Consider the following 18,832-nt stretch of genomic DNA (forward strand, 5'->3'; position numbering starts at 1 on the left):
AATCTTCTCACCTGAATCACTAAGAGCTTTATATCCCTGGCGGGATTCCCGAGCGGCCAAAGGGAGCAGACTGTAAATCTGCCGTCATCGACTTCGAAGGTTCGAATCCTTCTCCCGCCACCATCGCTTTTCCTATTGCTTACATCGTTATTTCTTCCCGATTCAATCCATGACATTCTAACGAAAACTCGTTACCATCCTGGCATACTTTTGCGGATAAGAATGGCAGCGAAATGAAATTCATCTCTTTCAACATCAATGGCTTGCGCGCACGCCCTCATCAACTTGAAGCCCTCGTCGAACAGCATCAGCCAGACGTCATCGGCCTGCAGGAAACCAAAGTTCACGATGACATGTTCCCGCTCGAAGACGTCAGCAAATTGGGTTACAACGTGTTTTATCATGGTCAAAAAGGCCACTACGGCGTCGCGCTGCTGACCAAGGCTCAGCCTGTTTCGGTACGTCGTGGTTTTCCCGGTGATGATGAAGATTCACAACGCCGCCTAATCATGGCGGAAATCCCCAGCCCGATTGGCGACATCACCGTGATTAACGGTTACTTCCCGCAGGGTGAAAGCCGTGACCATCCAACTAAATTCCCGGCGAAAGAGAAGTTCTACCGTGATTTACAGGATTATCTGGAACAGCAGTTGGCGGTTGATAAGCCGGTGCTGATCATGGGTGACATGAATATCAGCAGTACCGATCTTGATATCGGCATTGGCGAAGATAACCGCAAGCGCTGGCTGCGCACCGGTAAATGCTCATTCCTGCCAGAAGAGCGTGAGTGGATGGATCGCCTGTTGCATTGGGGTCTGGTCGATACCTGGCGCGCGAAATACCCGGAAACGGCTGACCGTTTCTCCTGGTTCGACTACCGTTCAAAAGGTTTTGATGATAACCGTGGTCTGCGTATCGACCTGTTGCTGGCCAGTCAACCGCTGGCAGCGCGTTGCATTGAAAGTGGCATTGATTACGAGATCCGCAGCATGGAAAAACCATCGGATCATGCACCTGTCTGGTCGACGTTCAATCTGGAAAAATAAGTAAACTGCGTGGCGTGAGAACGCCACGCACCTTTACTTGATGATTTTCCAGATAAGCGGGTTAGTGCCCATCACTTTCTCATCACGCCCACACTGCAGCAGCACGCCTTCCGCTTTCACGACCGCTCCTTCAGAGTAACTGCGATTCTCATAAGTGCAGCACTGCAGACAGTTGCTCTGCTGATTATTCTGCCCCTGTGTCCAGACTTCCGGTGGCATATCCACCACCACATCCGTATTGCCCGTGCGACTGTTTTCCGGCTGGCGGTTCGCCAGCGCCGAATTCATGCACAACAGCAGCCCGCTAAGCGCTAATAGGATATAACGCATCACTCTGTCTCCTTGGTTTTACGCCGGGTCGATTTCGGTTTTGCTTTACGTTTAGCGGCCGGTGCGGCAATGCCTCTAAATGATTGCAACGAGGGTCGCTGACGCGCTTCGCCAATTAACCCGATCAGCGTGGCAACCAGCGGCTGCATAAACTCATCGTAGCGGCAGGCCTTTTCACTGATGCGTGTTAATGTCGATTCCCATTGAGCCGTCATATCTGGTCGGGCCGCCATTTCTGGTAACGCATGGATCAGCGCCCTGCCCGCGTCCGTAGAATGAATATAGCGGCCTTTTTTCACGAGGAATGTCCGGCGGAACAATAATTCAATAATGCCGGCTCGCGTCGCTTCCGTCCCTAAACCATCGGTCGCACGCAGCACTTTCTTTAATTCTTTATCCTGAACAAAGCGCGCGATGCCGGTCATGGCGGATAACAGGGTGGCATCGGTAAACGGGCGCGGCGGCTGCGTCTGCTTGGCGAGCACCTCACCGCGCTCACACAGCAGCTCATCGCCCTTTGCCACCACCGGTAAAGGCGTGCCATCGTTCTCTTCATCGCGTTCTTTACTGCCGAGTAAGGCACGCCAGCCCGCTTCTGCCAGAAAACGCGCTTTGGCAACAAACTTGCCCCCGCCAATCTCGAGATCGATAACGCATTTGCGAAACACCGCGTCTGGGCAAAATTGCATCAGATACTGACGTGCCACCAGGCCGTAAATATTGGCTTCATTCTCCGTGAGGTTCACTTTACTGGCGCGGGCGGTAGGGATGATCGCGTGGTGCGCATCCACCTTTTTATCATCCCAGCAGCGGTTTTTCTGATCAGGGTTAAAATCCGTAGGCGGTGTCAGATTGGGTTGGTGCGCCTGTATCGCATTCAGCACCGCATGCCGTCCGGCAAAATGTTCATCCGGCAAATAACGGCTGTCTGAACGCGGATAGGTAATCAACTTATGGGTTTCATACAGACGCTGGCAGCAATCCAGTACGTTTTGCGCACTCAGGCCGAAACGCTTTGCCGCCTCGATCTGCAGGCTGGAGAGCGAAAACGGCAATGGTGCGGTGTCAGATTCCCGTTTGTCGTTATAGCCTGTCACTATCGCCGGCTTACCGTTGATGCGCTCTAAGACATGATCGGCCAGCGAACGGTGTAACAGGCGACCTTCCTCATCCTGCCAGGGTTCGCAGGCGTCGCTGGGTATCCAGCTGGCAACAAAACGCTCATCCCTCGGCGTCACAATGTGCGCTTTCACTTCGAAGTAATCTTTAGGAATGAAGTTTTCGATCTCTTCATCGCGACGCACCACCAGGCCGAGCACCGGCGTTTGTACGCGTCCGACCGACAGCACGCCATCATAACCGGCATTGCGGCCTAATAGCGTCCAGGCACGGGTCATATTGATGCCGTAGAGCCAATCTGCGCGGGCGCGGGCCAATGCGGATACGCACAGCGGGATAAACTCGCGATTCTCACGTAAACGGCTGACTGCTCGCTCCACGGCGGAGGGGTTGAGATCGTTAATGAGACAGCGCTGCACTTTCTGCCGCTTTTCCGGCGCGAGTTGCAGGTAGTCCAGCACTTCATCCACCAACAGCTGACCTTCACGATCCGGGTCACCGGCGTGCACCACTTCACTCGCCTGTTGCAGCAAACCCTCAATCACTTTGAGTTGCTTAGCCACCGACGGACGGGGTTGTAAACGCCACTTTTCCGGAATGATCGGCAGGTCGGCAAGGTTCCAGCGCGCATAGCGGCTGTCATAGCTGTCCGGCTGCGCCTGTTCCAGCAAATGCCCGACACACCAGGTGACCATCTGATCGTTGCCACAGGCAATAAAACCGTCACCGCGGCGATGCGGCTTCGGCAGTACATCAGCAATGGCACGCGCCAGGCTGGGTTTTTCAGCAATAAACAAACGCATGTCTGGCGTCGTTCCTTCTACGTCAATTCACGACGGTAATTAATGGACAGGAAGGATCGGCAGCGAAGAGTTCCCCCACCGCCGTTGCCTGCACGCCGGCCAATATTGCGCAGCGCTGGAAGGCTTCGACCTCGCTGGGTTGCACCGCCACCAGTAAACCACCCGAGGTTTGCGGATCACACAATAGCGCGCGCGTTGCATCGTCCATCGCGGAAATATGGCCACCATAGCTGGCAAAATTGCGCTGAGTGCCGCCGGGCACAGCACCTTTGGCGATATATTCATCGACTCCCGGTAAGCGAGGAACCTGTGTGGCGTGGATTTCCGCACGCAAACCTGATCCCTGGCAAATCTCACTCAGATGTCCCAGCAAGCCAAAACCAGTGACATCGGTCATGGCGCTGACGCCATCCAGTTTGGCGAACTCGGCACCGGCTTTATTCAACTGACACATCACCTCCGCCGCTAATGACTGGTGTTCTGGCAGCAGAAGGCCTTTTTTCTCGGCGGTGGTCAGGATGCCGATCCCCAATGGCTTGGTGAGAAACAGCTGGCTACCCACCTGCGCGGCGCTGTTCTTTTTCACCCGCGCCACATCAACAATTCCCGTGACGGCCAGGCCAAAAATCGGCTCCGGCGCATCGATCGAATGCCCACCCGCCAGCGCAATACCAGCAGCCTGACAGGCCGCACGGCCGCCTTCAATGACCTGCTGAGCCACTTCCGGGCTCAGCACGTTGACCGGCCAACCCAGGATGGCAATCGCCATGATCGGTTTGCCGCCCATAGCATAAATATCACTGATGGCATTGGTGGCGGCGATGCGACCAAAGGTATGGGGATCATCGACAATCGGCATAAAAAAGTCAGTGGTGCTCACCACCGCTGTGCCGTTACCAAGATCGTAAACGGCAGCATCGTCACGTGTTTCGTTGCCCACCAGCAACTGGGGGTCATGAAAAGGGATTAGCTCACTATGAAGAATGGTTTCCAGTACCTGCGGCGAGATTTTGCAGCCGCAGCCAGCTCCATGGCTGTATTGCGTCAGACGAAGAGGTTCACTCATGGCGGGTTCCTTATGCGCTGAACAGAAGGCTGTATGTTAGCCTGGCTGTCAACCGGTGGTAAGTGTTGCGCGGTTTAAGCTCGATCTTTCGCACACGCGGTGTGCAATCTTTGCAACACAGCTCACCCTGCCGAAGAAACCCGCCGATGTCTGTCAGAAATAACTGACAAATTGCGCGGTGTCCGGTGCAACCACCGTGGTATTCGCTTTAAGCTGCGGCGTACCGAGATACAGGAATCCGACAATCGCATCCTGCTCGCGGCAACCAAAAGCTTCGCGTACCGAAGGATGGTCGGTCCATGGACCGCTGCGCCAGATACCGTTAAAGCCCTGCGCCACCGCGGCCATTTGCATCGCCATCACGGCACAACCTGCTGAAACCAACTGTTCCCAATGCGGGACTTTGGCATGCTCTTCACAGTGCGCCACAACAGTGATAATCATCGGCGCTCGAAACGGTGCGGTGGCGGATTTTTCAATTGCCTTTTCATCGAGGTTGCTGTCACGCGCCGCTTGTTCAAGCAATTTACCAAAACGCTCACGCCCTTCATTCTCTACAATGATAAAGCGCCACGGCTGCAACGTACCATGATCCGGTGCACGTAAGCCTGCGTGCAAAATGTTCTGCAAGACTTCGCCCGCTGGTGCCGGTTCTGCCAGACGCGAAGCCGAACGGCGGTTAATTAATAAATCCAGTGCATCCATCATTATTCTCCCGTGAATAAAAAGCGTGGGCTAATCCTGGCACAGCAAGATCTTTTGTAACAGTCTGGCGCGATTTCCTGCTGACATTTCGCACGCTGCTCTTTAGGATGAACCCGACATCGGGGCAGACCGCGTGGCGACTGCCCTGTTACGTGAATATGGAGAGTTTATGCGCACATTGTGGCGAATTATTGCTGGCCTGTTCCGCTGGAGCTGGCGGGTGTTGAATTTTATTCGGGAATTCATTCTTAATTTATTCCTCATCGTCTTAATCCTCGCCGGTGTCGGTATCTGGTTACAGCTTTCCAGCGCCAACAGCAGCGAACCGGTGCAACAGGGTGCACTCAAAGTGGATTTAAGCGGTGTATTAGTGGATAAACCTTCCGTCAGTAATCGCCTGAGTCGCATCAGCCGTGAGTTGCTGGGCGCGAGCAGCGATCGCCTGCAAGAGAATTCATTGTTCGACGTGGTGGATGCGGTTCGTCAGGCGAAAACTGACAAAAACATCACCGGGATCGTGCTTGATTTGCGTGATTTTGCTGGCGGCGATCAACCTTCATTACAATATCTGGGCAAATCGCTGCGTGAGTTCCGTGATGCGGGAAAACCGATATACGCCATTGGTGATAGCTATAGCCAGGCGCAATACTACATCGCCAGCTATGCCACCAAAATTTATCTGTCACCGCAGGGCACCGTTGATCTGCATGGCTTCGCTACCAATGGGTTGTATTACAAATCCCTGTTAGAGAAGCTCAAAGTCAATTCTCATGTGTTCCGTGTGGGCACCTACAAATCTGCCGTCGAGCCTTTCCTGCGTGACGATATGTCTCCGGAAGCACGTGATGCGGATGGTCGCTGGATCGGCCAGCTGTGGCAGAACTACCTGAACACCGTTTCCGCAAATCGCCAGATTACCCCGGATCAGCTGTTCCCGGGAGCAGCCGGCGTCATCAGCGGATTGCAGGCTGTTGACGGCGATACCGCAAAATATGCGCTAAACAGTAAATTGGTTGATGTGCTGGATAGCCGTGCGGCGGCTGATCAGGAACTGGTGAAAACCTTTGGCTGGGATAAAGCCAATAACGATTATCGCAACGTCAGCATTTACGATTACACCGTGAAGCAGCCTCAGCAGGACCAGGATGGCAATATTGCGGTGATCTTCGCCAGCGGTGCGATTATGGACGGTGAGGAAACCGCCGGAAACGTGGGTGGCGATACCACCGTTTCGCAGATTCGCGATGCGCGTCTCGATCCGAAAATCAAAGCGATTGTACTGCGCGTCAACAGCCCAGGTGGCAGCGTGTCGGCATCGGAAGCGATTCGTGAAGAGTTAGCCGCAGCCCATGATGCCGGCAAGCCAGTGGTGGTCTCAATGGGCGGCATGGCGGCTTCAGGCGGCTACTGGATCTCGACGCCAGCAGACTACATTGTGGCCGCACCCAGCACCTTGACCGGTTCAATCGGTATTTTCGGCGTGATTAACACGGTTGAAAATAGCCTGAACAGTATTGGTGTGCACACGGATGGCGTGGCCACTTCTCCGCTGGCTGACGTTGCCACCACCAAAGCCCTGCCGACGGAAGTGCAGCAATTGATGCAACTGACCATCGAAAACGGCTATCGTAACTTTGTCGGACTGGTCGCGAAGTCGCGTCATAAAACGCCAGAACAGATCAATGATATCGCTCAGGGCCATGTCTGGACCGGCAGTGATGCTAAAGCCAATGGCCTGGTGGATGCGTTGGGTGATTTTGACGATGCCGTGGCGAAAGCGGCTGAGTTGGCAAAAGTCGCCAAGCCGCAGCTTAGCTGGTATCAGGACGACCCCAGCATGATTGACCTGCTGCTAAATCAGATGAATGCCTCTGCACAAGCGATGCTGCCAGCAGCACTGAAGGTGTGGCTGCCCGCGCCGATGCTGGACGTAATGAGTGCAGTGAAAGATCAGCCTGGCCTGATGAACAATCTTAATGATCCGCAAAATCGCTACGCCTTCTGCCTGAACTGCGGCAACGTACGCTAATCTTTACAGCCCGGCCGCTGGTCGGGCTGCTTTTCGCTGTTAATCCCCTTATACTGCGCGTTTTACGGCAAGTCTGAGTTCTTCCATGCAAAAGAAAAATATCTATGTAGCCTACACGGGCGGTACCATCGGTATGCAGCGCTCCGCGCACGGCTACATTCCGGTTTCCGGCCACCTGCAGCAGCAACTGGCCAACATGCCAGAATTCCATCGGCCTGAGATGCCGAATTTCACCATCCACGAATATCAGCCTCTGATGGATTCGTCAGACATGACGCCATTGGATTGGCAATCGATTGCTGATGACATTAAACAGAATTACGACAGCTATGATGGTTTTGTGATTCTGCACGGCACCGACACCATGGCATTCACTGCCTCGGCGCTGTCATTCATGCTGGAAAACCTGGCGAAGCCGGTAATCGTAACCGGCTCGCAGATTCCACTGGCAGAATTGCGCTCAGATGGTCAGCAGAATTTACTCAATTCGTTGTACGTGGCCGCTAATTATCCGATCAATGAAGTGGCGTTGTTCTTTAACAACACGCTGTTCCGTGGCAATCGCACTACCAAAGCACATGCCGACGGCTTCAACGCCTTCGCTTCACCGAATCTCCCTCCTTTGCTGGAAGCCGGTATTCACATTCGTAAACTCAATACGCCGCCGGCACCACAGGGCCGTGGCGAGTTGATTGTGCATCCGATTACCCCACAACCGATTGGCGTGGTTACCATTTACCCCGGGATCTCTGCCGATGTGGTACGTAACTTCCTGCGCCAGCCGGTGAAGGCACTGATTCTGCGCTCTTATGGTGTCGGTAACGCGCCGCAAAATGCAGAATTCCTGGCTGAACTGCAGCAGGCGAGCGAACGTGGGATTGTGGTGGTGAATCTGACGCAATGCATGTCCGGAAAAGTGAATATGGGGGGCTATGCCACCGGTAATGCGCTGGAGCATGCGGGGGTGATCAGCGGTTTTGACCTTACCGTTGAGGCTACATTAACAAAACTGCACTTTTTGTTGAGCCAAAACCTCACCAACCCGGAAATTCGTGCCAGAATGCAACAGAATTTACGCGGCGAACTGACCGACGACTGATACGGAGCGAGATGTAATGAAGCGGGCATTGATAATCATCGATATTCAGAACGATTTTTGCCCCGGCGGCCCAATGGCGGTGCGCGAAGGCGACCAAACGGTTGCCGTTGCCAATCGCTACGCACGCGAGTTCCGCGATCGGGGAGAATGTGTAGTGGCATTGCAAGACTGGCATCCGGCAGATCATGGCAGCTTCGCCTCCGTCTCTGGCGAACCGGTGTATACCCTGGGTGAATTGAACGGTCTGGCGCAGATTTGGTGGCCCGATCATGGAGTCGAGAACTCAGTGGGGGCGGATTTCCACCCAGAACTGGACCGCACACTGATTGATGCGGTGTTCCATAAGGGGGGCGACGCGGATGTGGACAGCTACAGTGCTTTCTTCGATAACGGCCATCGCCGCAAAACGGAGCTAGACAGTTGGCTGCGTGAACGCGACATCAGCGACCTGGTGATGCTGGGGCTCGCTACCGACTATTGCGTCAAATACAGCGTGCTGGATGCGCTGGAGCTGGGCTACAACGTTGAAGTGGTGAAAGAGGGTTGCCGCGGCGTCAACCTGAATCCTGATGATAGCGATATTGCCATCGAACAGATGCAAGCTCAGGGTGCGGTAATAATCTGAAAATGAGGGCTGGTGAAAACCAGCCCTTTTGCGTTCTAGTGCAGGTTAATGCGCGTGATGTCCGGCTCGATACCGAACTCTTCCTTAAGCTGCTTTTTCGACTTCATCACCATCTCCCCCCCTTTGCCAATGGTCATATGCTGCGGGTCGTCGTTGTGACGCGCCTGCCACAGCATCACCAGCTGCAGGCAATTATCGCGCTGCTCTTGCGTCAGCGCGACACCGTCCGGCCATTTACCGGTTTCCACTGCGGTGGCGAGCCGCTCGTAGACCTCCGGCGTCATCGCCGCCAGCATGGCTTCCAGTTCTTGCTTCATGCTCAGCCCTCTTGTTGCTTGCCCTGCTCATCGGTAAAGCTCAATGAGGCAGAGTTAACGCAGTAGCGCTCACCGGTAGGCTGCGGGCCATCCGGAAACACGTGGCCGAGATGCGCATCGCAGTTACCACAGCGAATTTCCACGCGGTGCATACCGTGAGAATCATCTTCCAGATAACGAATCGCATCATCGCTGTACGGCTGGTAAAAGCTCGGCCAGCCGCAGCCTGAATCATATTTAGAGTCGGAGAGGAACAGCGGTGAATTGCACACTAAACAGTGGTAGATGCCCTCCTGCTTGTTGTGCAGTAGTGCGCCACTGAAAGGAGGTTCCGTGCCGCGATGCTGTGTGACATAGCGCTGCATCTCAGAAAGCTGCGCGATTTTTGCCTCGGGTGCGGTGTCTTTAGCCATTTTGAGTTCCGGAGTGTCATTCTGTAAAAATCGACTAGTATTCTAACAAACGAACAACATCATCATGGTCTTTTTTCGTGCGAACCCGTTCGCCACGACTGCCACAGCGCAAAATTGTGACGTCGATCACCCTTTGCAAAAGTCATCCCTTTTCGGTCGGTATTCGGCGTAACATAGGCGCGCAATAAGGGTGCTGCGTAAGCGATTGCGCAACCAATTATTCCTGGCGTTGGAATTGACCTGTCGCAACAATTGACACGATTCCGCTTGACGCCTGGTAAGGTTTTTGTAATTTTACAGCCAACCTTTTATTCACTAACAAATAGCTGGTGGAATATATGACTATCAAAGTAGGTATCAACGGTTTTGGCCGTATCGGTCGCATCGTTTTCCGTGCTGCACAGCAGCGTTCTGACATCGAAATCGTCGCGATCAACGACCTGCTCGACGCCGATTACATGGCTTACATGCTGAAGTATGACTCTACGCACGGTCGTTTCGACGGCACCGTAGAAGTGAAAGACGGCGCGCTGATTGTTAACGGTAAGAAAATCCGTGTTACCGCTGAGAAAGACCCGGCTAACCTGAAATGGGACGAAGTGGGTGTTGACGTTGTTGCAGAAGCAACCGGTATCTTCCTGACCGACGAAACCGCTCGCAAACACATTCAGGCTGGTGCGAAGAAAGTGGTTCTGACCGGTCCTTCTAAAGATGCGACCCCAATGTTCGTTCGTGGCGCTAACTTTGAAAAATATGCTGGCCAGGATATCGTTTCTAACGCATCTTGCACCACTAACTGCCTGGCACCACTGGCTAAAGTGATCAACGACCACTTCGGTATCGTTGAAGGTCTGATGACCACTGTTCACGCTACCACCGCTACGCAGAAAACCGTTGATGGCCCGTCTCACAAAGACTGGCGCGGCGGCCGCGGCGCAGCTCAGAACATCATCCCATCTTCTACCGGTGCTGCTAAAGCAGTGGGCGTGGTTCTGCCAGAGCTGAACGGTAAACTGACCGGTATGGCGTTCCGCGTTCCTACCCCGAACGTGTCTGTTGTTGACCTGACTGTACGTCTGGAAAAACCAGCCACTTACAAAGAAATCTGTGCCGTGATCAAAGCTGAATCTGAAGGCAAGATGAAAGGCGTTCTGGGCTACATCGAAGACGACGTTGTATCAACCGACTTCAATGGCGAAACCCTGACTTCAGTATTCGATGCTAAAGCCGGTATCGCACTGAACGACAACTTCGTGAAACTGGTTTCATGGTACGACAACGAAACTGGCTACTCACACAAAGTTCTGGATCTGATTGCACTGGTTGCTTCTAAGTAAGCGACTGGCGAAACAGACAAGGGGTGACTTCGGTCGCCCCTTTTTTTTCATTTGGAAGAAGAGAAGGTCTGACGATGCAAGATACGCTTTATAGTTTACCGGTGGTGAATCAGATCACCCCTTACCTGTCTCAGCGCCAGATGGGCGATTTGCCGATCGTGGTTGTGAGCCATCCTAAAGTTCGTGCGGCGATCGCGCTGCAAGGCGCGCATCTGCTCTCATGGCAGCCCAGCGGCCAGCAACCGGTGATCTGGTTGAGCGATAAGACGCCGTTTGCCGCAGGCAAAGCAATCCGTGGAGGCGTGCCAATTTGCTGGCCTTGGTTTGGTCCGGCAGGTGAACCGGCGCATGGTTTCGCCCGTAATCAACCCTGGACATTGACTGCACACGATGAGAACGAAGATGCTGTAATGCTGACGTTCACACTGGAAAGCAACGCGCAAACGAAGAAGCTGTGGCCGCATGATTTCACCCTGCTGGCCCGTTTCCGTATCGCCGAGCATTGTGAAATTGAGCTGGAAGCCTGGGGCGATTACGAAGCCACCGCAGCCTTACACACCTACTTCCAGATCGCCGATATTGCTCAGGTGGAAGTGAGTGGCTTAGGAAATAGCTTTATCGACAAGGTGAACGCTAACACGGTAGGCAGTTTGGCTGATGGCAAGCAAACCTACCCTGATCGCGTCGATCGGATTCACACCGCCGCCGAAGATTGCAGTGTGATTCACGACATCGCAGGAAAGCGTCAGATTGAAGTGTACCACCACTATCAAAGTGACGTTGTCACATGGAATCCGGGTCCAGAATTATCCTGCAGCATGGCGGATATGCCTAACGAGGGCTACAAAACCATGGTCTGCGTGGAAACGGCTCGCATCAACAAGCCGATGAAAAGCGCCGGTGAATCCCCTGCTCGCCTCGGTACCACGCTGCGCGTGCGCAATAAGTAAGTTTGCGGCGCTGATGCGCCGCTACACCACGTCTAAGTCCGTTTTGTGCTGCGGTGCCGGGAATGCCCGGTCGATGATAGCTAATTCTTCAACGCTCAAATGCAGATTTAACGCTGCGGCATTTTCCACCACGTGTTGTTGGCTACTGGCTTTGGGAATGGCGATCACGCCAGATTGACGAATCACCCATGCGAGCAGTAATTGTGCCACGCTGATGCTCTTCTGTTGTGCAATCTGCTGCAAATGGGGATCATCAAACAGCGATTGACGCAAACGTCCCGCCTGCGCCAGAGGGCAATAGGCCATTATCGGCGTATCACGTTGCTGGCAGGCGGCTAATAAATCGTATTCGATTCCTCGTGATGCCAGGTGATACAGCACCTGATTGGTTGCGCAGTTTTCACCGCCCGTCTCACTCCACAGTTCTTGCATATCGTCCGTGTCGAAATTCGATACGCCCCAATGCCGAATTTTTCCTTGCTGCTGCAGAGTTTCCATGGCGCGAATGGTCTCTTCCAGTGGCACATTGCCGCGCCAGTGCAGCAGATAAAGATCAAGATAATCGGTCTCTAAGCGCTGTAAGCTGCGCTCGCAGGCCTCTATCGCATCCACTTCCCCGGCATTCCACGGATAGACTTTTGACACCAGCCAGGCCTGATGGCGGCGTCCGCGTAGCGCTTCGCCCACCACCTCTTCCGCCCCGCCTTCGGCGTACATTTCTGCGGTATCAATCAGTCTCATCCCCAGATCCAATCCAGCCTGTAACGCCGTGACTTCCTGACGACGCAGCGCTGCATTCTCCCCCATATACCAGGTTCCTTGCCCAATAGCAGGTAAAGCTGATTCTCCACGGAATTGAATCGTCTTCATTACGCCTCCTGATGCGCCATGATGGGGCGCGTTATTGGTGCAATGTAATAAAAACGCCTCATTACGAGGCGCGATGTAAAACCATTAGAAGCTGTAGCTGATGCCGGTCCAGAGGGTGAACTGACCACTTTTGTCCACCATCGGACTGTCTTTGATTTCGCTATCAAAGCGGGTGTAACGCCCGGACAAACTGGCGTTCCAGCTATCGCTAATCTGGTAGCTGGCGTTCATTTCCACATAAGGAGACCAGCTGTCGTCCGGTTGATATTCAGCAATACCTGTCCGCGCGCTTTCGTGCGAAGACACGCCATAGTAGTAGCGGTTTTGATTGGCGCTGTTCCACATTGCACCGATGCCTGGCGTCAGGCTGAACGCGCCAAAATCGAAGCGATACAGATAGGTAAGATCCCAGATGATGCCATTACTGTTGTTCAGCACATCGCCCAGCAGAGCGGTACGCACGATACCCCAATCCGCAACATGGCGGTAGGTGGCACCTGCCATCAGGGTCATCCGGCGCTTATCCAGAGCCTTCATGTCACCCAGATCGTTATCCTTGGGATCATACTGTTGCGGTGAACCCAGCAAGGTTAATGACAGTTGATCCTGCTGGTCTTTCCACAGGTAGTAGCCGCCTTGCAAGCTACGGAACCAGAAGTTTTCGCCTTCATAATTGATGACCGGGATGGGGATGTATCGGTCCTGTCCACCGCGATAAGGTGACTGGGCATAAATAACCGAAGCCCCGAGAGATAAGGGTTCTGCATGAGTGCTGAACGCCGCAAAATAACAAGGAACAACACAAGCAAGCGCTTTAAGTTTGAATTGGTTCACAATTTAATCAGTCCATTAATATAACAATCACACGCAGAGTCTAACTAAAATTTCGCGCTGGGTTAACGTTAAATCAGGGATGTTTATCACCCATGCGGAATAGTCTGAAGCAGGTTGCAGTGGTAGACATGCAAACGGAATGCCTTAGTGCTTATGAGACTTTGTTATTGATATATCGCTAAATAAGGAGAAAAGTGGCTGCAGATTTTCTGAATGCCTTCTACAGTTAAAAGTAAGCCGAGACTTTTTGTACGAGCAGAGTAACCATAAGAATTGTGTATCCCGATAAAAAAACGTCAGGTTGGCATAAGGGTTGCTGTACTCAATAAAGAATATCTTCCGGGAGCTGCAAACGTATCTAATTTCGCTCCTTTACCTGTGCTAAAAACGAAAGGACGGGCATCGCTATGAATATATTCGATCACTATCGTCAGCGTTATGAAGCTGCCAAGGACGAAGAGTTCACACTGCAGGAATTTCTCGCAATCTGTAAGCAGGATCGCAGTGCATACGCCAACGCTGCAGAGCGACTATTGATGGCTATCGGTGAGCCGGTGATGGTTGACACGGCGCAGGAGCCACGCCTTTCCAGAATCTTCTCTAACCGCGTCATGGGACGCTATCCCGCCTTCGAAGAGTTTTATGGTATGGAGGAAGCGATTGAGCAGATCGTCTCCTACCTGAAACACGCTGCGCAAGGCCTGGAAGAGAAGAAACAGATTCTCTACTTGCTGGGGCCGGTCGGTGGCGGTAAATCGTCACTTGCTGAGCGTTTGAAAGCCCTGATGCAACGCGTACCGATCTTCGTGCTGAGCGCTGATGGCGAACGCAGCCCGGTAAACGATCATCCTTTGTGCCTGTTCAACCCGCAGGAAGACGCCAATATTCTTGAGAAAGAGTATGGCGTGCCGCGGCGTTACCTGGGCACCATCATGTCGCCGTGGGCAGCAAAACGCCTGCATGACTTCGGCGGCGATATTACCCGCTTTAAAGTGGTTAAAGTCTGGCCTTCTATCCTGGAGCAAGTGGCCATCGCCAAAACCGAACCGGGTGATGAGAACAACCAAGATATCTCTGCATTGGTCGGTAAGGTGGATATCCGCAAACTGGAAAACCACGCGCAGAATGATCCCGACGCTTACGGTTACTCGGGCGCACTCTGCCGTGCGAACCAGGGCATCATGGAATTCGTCGAGATGTTTAAGGCACCGATTAAAGTGCTGCATCCATTGCTGACCGCCACTCAGGAAGGTAACTACAACGGTACTGAAGGGATCTCTGCCCTGCCGTTTAACGGCATCATTCTGGCGCACTCCAACGAGTCAGAATGGGTGACTTTCCGTAACAATAAGAACAACGAAGCGTTCCTGGACCGTGTTTACATCGTCAAAGTGCCTTACTGCCTGCGAGTGTCGGAAGAGATCAAAATCTACGACAAACTGCTTAATCACAGTGAGCTGACGACGGCGCCATGTGCACCAGGCACGCTGGAGACCTTAGCGCGCTTCTCTATCCTGTCGCGTTTGAAAGAGCCGGAAAACTCCAGCATCTATTCAAAAATGCGCGTCTATGATGGTGAAAGCCTGAAAGATACCGATCCAAAAGCGAAATCATGGCAGGAGTATCATGACTACGCTGGCGTGGATGAGGGCATGAACGGCCTTTCGACCCGCTTCGCGTTCAAGATTCTGTCGCGCGTGTTCAACTTTGACCATGCCGAAGTGGCGGCCAACCCGGTACATCTGTTCTACGTGCTGGAGCAACAAATCGAGCGCGAGCAGTTCCCGCAGGATCTGGCAGAGAAATACCTTGAGCACCTGAAAGGTTATCTGATCCCGAAATACGCGGAGTTTATCGGCAAAGAGATTCAGACCGCCTATCTGGAGTCTTATTCAGAATACGGCCAGAACATCTTCGACCGCTACGTAACCTACGCTGACTTCTGGATTCAGGATCAGGAATACCGTGATCCCGATACCGGACAGTTGTTTGATCGTGAATCACTGAACGCCGAGCTGGAAAAAATCGAGAAACCTGCCGGGATCAGTAACCCGAAAGATTTCCGTAACGAGATCGTCAACTTTGTGCTGCGTGCCCGGGCGCAAAATAGTGGACGTAATCCCAACTGGACCAGCTACGAAAAACTGCGCACGGTTATTGAGAAGAAAATGTTCTCCAATACCGAAGAGTTGCTGCCGGTGATTTCGTTTAATACCAAGACCTCAACGGACGAACAGAAAAAACACGATGATTTTGTCGATCGCATGATGGAGAAAGGCTATACCCGCAAGCAGGTGCGCCTGTTGTGCGAATGGTATCTGCGCGTGCGTAAATCGTCTTAATCGTTACCTGTAAGCTACGCGGCGCCGCGACGCCGCGACAGGAGGCCGGAGTGGTTCCGGCCTGGCTTGCACTGTAGTTTGGGGGATATGTATGGCCTATTTTATCGATCGGCGTCTGAACGGTAAAAACAAGAGCGCGGTCAATCGGCAGCGTTTCCTGCGCCGTTACAAGTCGCAAATCAAGCAGTCGATCTCCGAGGCCATCAACAAGCGGTCGGTCACCGACGTGGAGAGCGGCGAATCTGTCTCGATTCCTATCGATGACATCAATGAGCCCATTTTCCATCAGGGACGCGGCGGCAGTCGCCATCGCGTGCATCCGGGGAACGATCATTTCGTCCAGAACGACCGCATTGAGCGCCCACAAGGGGGCGGTGGTGGCGGTGGCAGCGGTCAGGGCAACGCCAGTCAGGACGGTGAAGGTCAGGATGAGTTTGTCTTCCAGATATCGAAAGATGAATATCTTGATTTGCTGTTTGAAGATCTTGCCCTGCCAAATCTGCGTAAAAATCAGCATCGACAATTGAACGAATATAAAACGCACCGCGCGGGCTTTACCTCAAATGGGGTACCGGCCAACATCAGTGTGGTGCGTTCGCTACAAAATTCACTGGCGCGTCGTACTGCCATGACCGCCGGTAAACGCCGTATGCTGCACGAACTGGAAGCCACGCTGACGGAAGTGGAGAACAGTGAACCGGCTCAGTTGCTGGAAGAGGAGCGGCTGCGCAAAGAGATTGCCGAACTGCGGGCACGCATTGAACGCGTACCCTTTATTGATACCTTCGACTTACGCTACAAAAACTTTGAGAAGCGCCCTGAGCCTTCCAGCCAGGCGGTGATGTTCTGCCTGATGGATGTGTCCGGTTCCATGGATCAAGCCACGAAAGACATGGCGAAGCGTTTTTATATTCTGCTCTATCTGTTCCTGAGCCGGACCTATAAAAATGTGGAGGTGGTGTATATCCGTCACCATACGCAGGCGAAAGAAGTCGATGAGCAGGAGTTCTTCTACTCGCAGGAAACCGGCGGCACCATTGTCTCTAGCGCATTGAAGTTAATGGATGAAGTGGTTAAAGAGCGCTATGACCCTGCGCAGTGGAATATATATGCGGCACAGGCCTCTGATGGTGACAACTGGGCGGATGACTCTCCGTTATGTCATGAGATTCTGGCCAAACATATTTTGCCGGTTGTACGTTATTACAGCTACATCGAAATCACGCGCCGTGCGCACCAGACGCTGTGGCGTGAGTATGAACATCTGCAGGCCATGTTTGATAACTTCGCGATTCAGCACATCCGCGAGCCAGAAGACATTTACCCAGTATTTAGAGAACTTTTCCACAAACAGGTGGCAGAAGCCTGAACATCAAGCCGGTCATTGACCGGCTTTTTCTTTTCCGCGCCACCGCTCATTCGCCTGAAATCCCCGCTGATTTTTCACACAATTTTAACGATCTATGGGATAGCGCTCCGCAGATTGAAAAAATATGCAATTAAGCGCTGACAAGCTATTGATAAGGCATTATCTTTTCACCTTGTCTGTGTGAATTCCCCGCAGTTTGTCATTTTCGCTCGTACCGCAGGAGAACGCCGTTGAATGCCAGCATGATTTACAGTTTGTTTATTATTGGTTCCGTGCTGGTCGCAGCAAGTATTCTTCTGAGTTCATTCTCGTCACGGCTTGGCATCCCTATTCTGGTAATCTTCCTTGCGTTAGGCATGTTGACCGGCGTTGATGGGATTGGCGGCATCGCTTTTGACAACTACCCGGTGGCGTATCTGGTTTCTAACCTCGCGCTGGCGATTATTTTGCTGGATGGCGGCATGCGCACCAAAGCCAGCTCATTCAAGGTGGCACTGGGGCCCGCATTATCACTCGCCACGGTCGGTGTGATGATAACCGCCGGTTTGACCGGTTTGGCTGCAGCCTGGCTCTTTAAACTCGATTTGATGCAAGGTTTCCTGATTGGCGCGATTATCGGTTCCACCGATGCCGCCGCCGTCTTCTCGCTGCTGGGGGATAAAGGGCTTAACGAACGTGTCAGCTCCACGCTGGAAATTGAATCCGGCAGTAACGATCCCATGGCGGTATTCCTGACCATCACGCTGATTGACATGATCCAGCAAGGCCAGTCAGGCTTAAGCTGGATGTTTGTGGTACATCTGGTGCAACAGTTCGGTCTCGGTATTGTACTGGGGCTGGGCGGCGGCTGGGCACTACAGCAACTGATTAACCGTATCAATCTGGCGCAAGGTCTCTATCCCCTGCTGGCGTTAAGTGGCGGCATCATTGTGTTTGCACTGACCACGGTGATGGAAGGCAGCGGTATTCTGGCGGTTTACCTGTGTGGCTATCTGCTGGGTAACAGCCCGATCCGCAACCGTCACGGTATTCTGCAAACCTTCGATGGTATGGCGTGGTTGAGTCAGATCGGCATGTTTATCGTGCTCGGCTTACTGGTGACGCCATCTGATTTGTGGCATATCGCCGTTCCTGCCATGATTTTATCTCTCTGGCTGATTTTGGTGGCGCGTCCGCTTTCAATTCTGGTGGGCCTGTTGCCATTTAAAGGTTTTACCGGCCGCGAACGCATCTTTATCAGTTGGGTTGGCCTGCGTGGCGCAGTACCCATTATCCTCGCGGTGTTCCCGATGATGGCCGGGCTGGAAAACGCCAAGCTCTACTTCAACATCGCCTTCTTCGTGGTTCTCGTGTCGTTGATGCTCCAGGGCACCTCACTGGGCTATGCGGCCAAACGCGCCAAAGTTGTGGTTCCCCCTACTGCATCACCTATCAGCCGCGTCGGACTGGACATCCACCCTGAAAACCCCTGGGAGCAGTTTGTTTACCAACTTAGTGCTGATAAATGGTGTATTGGAGCCGCGCTGCGTGATTTGCAGATGCCACGCGAAACGCGCATCGCGGCCCTGTTCCGCGATA

General features: G+C 53.1%; 17 protein-coding genes and 1 tRNA gene. 10 read left to right on the forward strand and 8 right to left on the reverse strand.

Translation table 11 applies throughout. The features are described from left to right. Positions 1 to 38 precede the first annotated feature (38 nt). Positions 39 to 123: transfer RNA gene (locus H7A81_RS16975), tRNA-Tyr, on the forward strand. A 110-nt stretch (positions 124 to 233) separates the two neighbouring features. Then, complete coding sequence (xthA, locus tag H7A81_RS16980) at positions 234 to 1,046, forward strand: exodeoxyribonuclease III (protein WP_034828809.1); 813 nt, start codon at positions 234 to 236, stop codon at positions 1,044 to 1,046. A gap of 33 nt (positions 1,047 to 1,079) precedes the next feature. Here xthA and H7A81_RS16985 read toward each other — a convergent pair whose 3' ends face one another. The 4 genes from H7A81_RS16985 to H7A81_RS17000 form a co-directional block, all read right to left on the reverse strand. Beyond that, entirely contained in the window at positions 1,080 to 1,334 is a 255-nt protein-coding gene (locus H7A81_RS16985; protein WP_236699723.1) for a YnjH family protein, read from the reverse strand. Positions 1,335 to 1,375: 41 nt separating this feature from the next. After that, positions 1,376 to 3,298: a DNA topoisomerase III gene (locus tag H7A81_RS16990; RefSeq protein WP_182058134.1), complete on the reverse strand. Its 1,923-nt coding sequence runs from the start codon at positions 3,296 to 3,298 to the stop codon at positions 1,376 to 1,378. Positions 3,299 to 3,320: 22 nt separating this feature from the next. Beyond that, on the reverse strand, positions 3,321 to 4,364 hold the full coding sequence (gene selD / locus H7A81_RS16995; RefSeq protein ID WP_182058135.1) for a selenide, water dikinase SelD: 1,044 nt from the start codon (positions 4,362 to 4,364) through the stop codon (positions 3,321 to 3,323). A gap of 153 nt (positions 4,365 to 4,517) precedes the next feature. Continuing rightward, complete coding sequence (locus tag H7A81_RS17000) at positions 4,518 to 5,069, reverse strand: NAD(P)H nitroreductase (protein ID WP_034828801.1); 552 nt, start codon at positions 5,067 to 5,069, stop codon at positions 4,518 to 4,520. 169 nt (positions 5,070 to 5,238) lie between these two features. Here H7A81_RS17000 and sppA point away from each other — a divergent pair, with 169 nt between their 5' ends. From sppA to pncA, 3 genes are all read left to right on the forward strand, one after another. Further along, on the forward strand, positions 5,239 to 7,098 hold the full coding sequence (gene sppA, locus H7A81_RS17005; protein ID WP_182058136.1) for a signal peptide peptidase SppA: 1,860 nt from the start codon (positions 5,239 to 5,241) through the stop codon (positions 7,096 to 7,098). An 85-nt stretch (positions 7,099 to 7,183) separates the two neighbouring features. Beyond that, the gene (gene ansA, locus H7A81_RS17010) at positions 7,184 to 8,197 is read left to right on the forward strand and encodes an asparaginase (protein ID WP_034828797.1); all 1,014 of its coding nucleotides are present in this window, start codon (positions 7,184 to 7,186) and stop codon (positions 8,195 to 8,197) included. Between the two features lie 16 nt (positions 8,198 to 8,213). Continuing rightward, positions 8,214 to 8,822: a bifunctional nicotinamidase/pyrazinamidase gene (pncA, locus tag H7A81_RS17015; protein WP_034828795.1), complete on the forward strand. Its 609-nt coding sequence runs from the start codon at positions 8,214 to 8,216 to the stop codon at positions 8,820 to 8,822. A gap of 35 nt (positions 8,823 to 8,857) precedes the next feature. Here pncA and H7A81_RS17020 read toward each other — a convergent pair whose 3' ends face one another. Beyond that, entirely contained in the window at positions 8,858 to 9,139 is a 282-nt protein-coding gene (locus H7A81_RS17020) for a YeaC family protein (protein ID WP_045816085.1), read from the reverse strand. A 2-nt stretch (positions 9,140 to 9,141) separates the two neighbouring features. Continuing rightward, the gene (gene msrB, locus H7A81_RS17025; RefSeq protein WP_058959832.1) at positions 9,142 to 9,552 is read right to left on the reverse strand and encodes a peptide-methionine (R)-S-oxide reductase MsrB; all 411 of its coding nucleotides are present in this window, start codon (positions 9,550 to 9,552) and stop codon (positions 9,142 to 9,144) included. 338 nt (positions 9,553 to 9,890) lie between these two features. Between msrB and gapA the strand changes: the two genes are divergently transcribed. Both gapA and H7A81_RS17035 read left to right on the forward strand, forming a co-directional pair. Beyond that, positions 9,891 to 10,889 carry a glyceraldehyde-3-phosphate dehydrogenase gene (gapA, locus tag H7A81_RS17030; RefSeq protein WP_034828788.1) on the forward strand — a complete coding sequence of 333 codons (999 nt, stop codon included), beginning with the start codon at positions 9,891 to 9,893 and terminating at the stop codon, positions 10,887 to 10,889. Positions 10,890 to 10,963: 74 nt separating this feature from the next. After that, positions 10,964 to 11,839 carry a D-hexose-6-phosphate mutarotase gene (locus tag H7A81_RS17035; RefSeq protein WP_182058137.1) on the forward strand — a complete coding sequence of 292 codons (876 nt, stop codon included), beginning with the start codon at positions 10,964 to 10,966 and terminating at the stop codon, positions 11,837 to 11,839. A gap of 21 nt (positions 11,840 to 11,860) precedes the next feature. Here H7A81_RS17035 and H7A81_RS17040 read toward each other — a convergent pair whose 3' ends face one another. Further along, the gene (locus H7A81_RS17040) at positions 11,861 to 12,709 is read right to left on the reverse strand and encodes an aldo/keto reductase (protein WP_182058138.1); all 849 of its coding nucleotides are present in this window, start codon (positions 12,707 to 12,709) and stop codon (positions 11,861 to 11,863) included. Between the two features lie 84 nt (positions 12,710 to 12,793). Then, positions 12,794 to 13,543 (reverse strand): MipA/OmpV family protein, encoded by a 750-nt coding sequence (locus tag H7A81_RS17045; protein WP_058959835.1) that lies wholly within the window; start codon positions 13,541 to 13,543, stop codon positions 12,794 to 12,796. 407 nt (positions 13,544 to 13,950) lie between these two features. Between H7A81_RS17045 and yeaG the strand changes: the two genes are divergently transcribed. From yeaG to H7A81_RS17060, 3 genes are all read left to right on the forward strand, one after another. Next, entirely contained in the window at positions 13,951 to 15,885 is a 1,935-nt protein-coding gene (gene yeaG / locus H7A81_RS17050) for a protein kinase YeaG (protein WP_182058139.1), read from the forward strand. A 91-nt stretch (positions 15,886 to 15,976) separates the two neighbouring features. Beyond that, entirely contained in the window at positions 15,977 to 17,254 is a 1,278-nt protein-coding gene (locus H7A81_RS17055) for a YeaH/YhbH family protein (RefSeq protein ID WP_034828771.1), read from the forward strand. 242 nt (positions 17,255 to 17,496) lie between these two features. Continuing rightward, positions 17,497 to 18,832, forward strand: a 1,336-nt coding sequence (locus tag H7A81_RS17060; protein ID WP_370529962.1) for a potassium/proton antiporter, incomplete at its 3' end; no start/stop codon positions are given.

Source organism: Pantoea sp. ME81, from assembly GCF_903970985.1.
Lineage (GTDB): Bacteria > Pseudomonadota > Gammaproteobacteria > Enterobacterales > Enterobacteriaceae > Pantoea > Pantoea communis.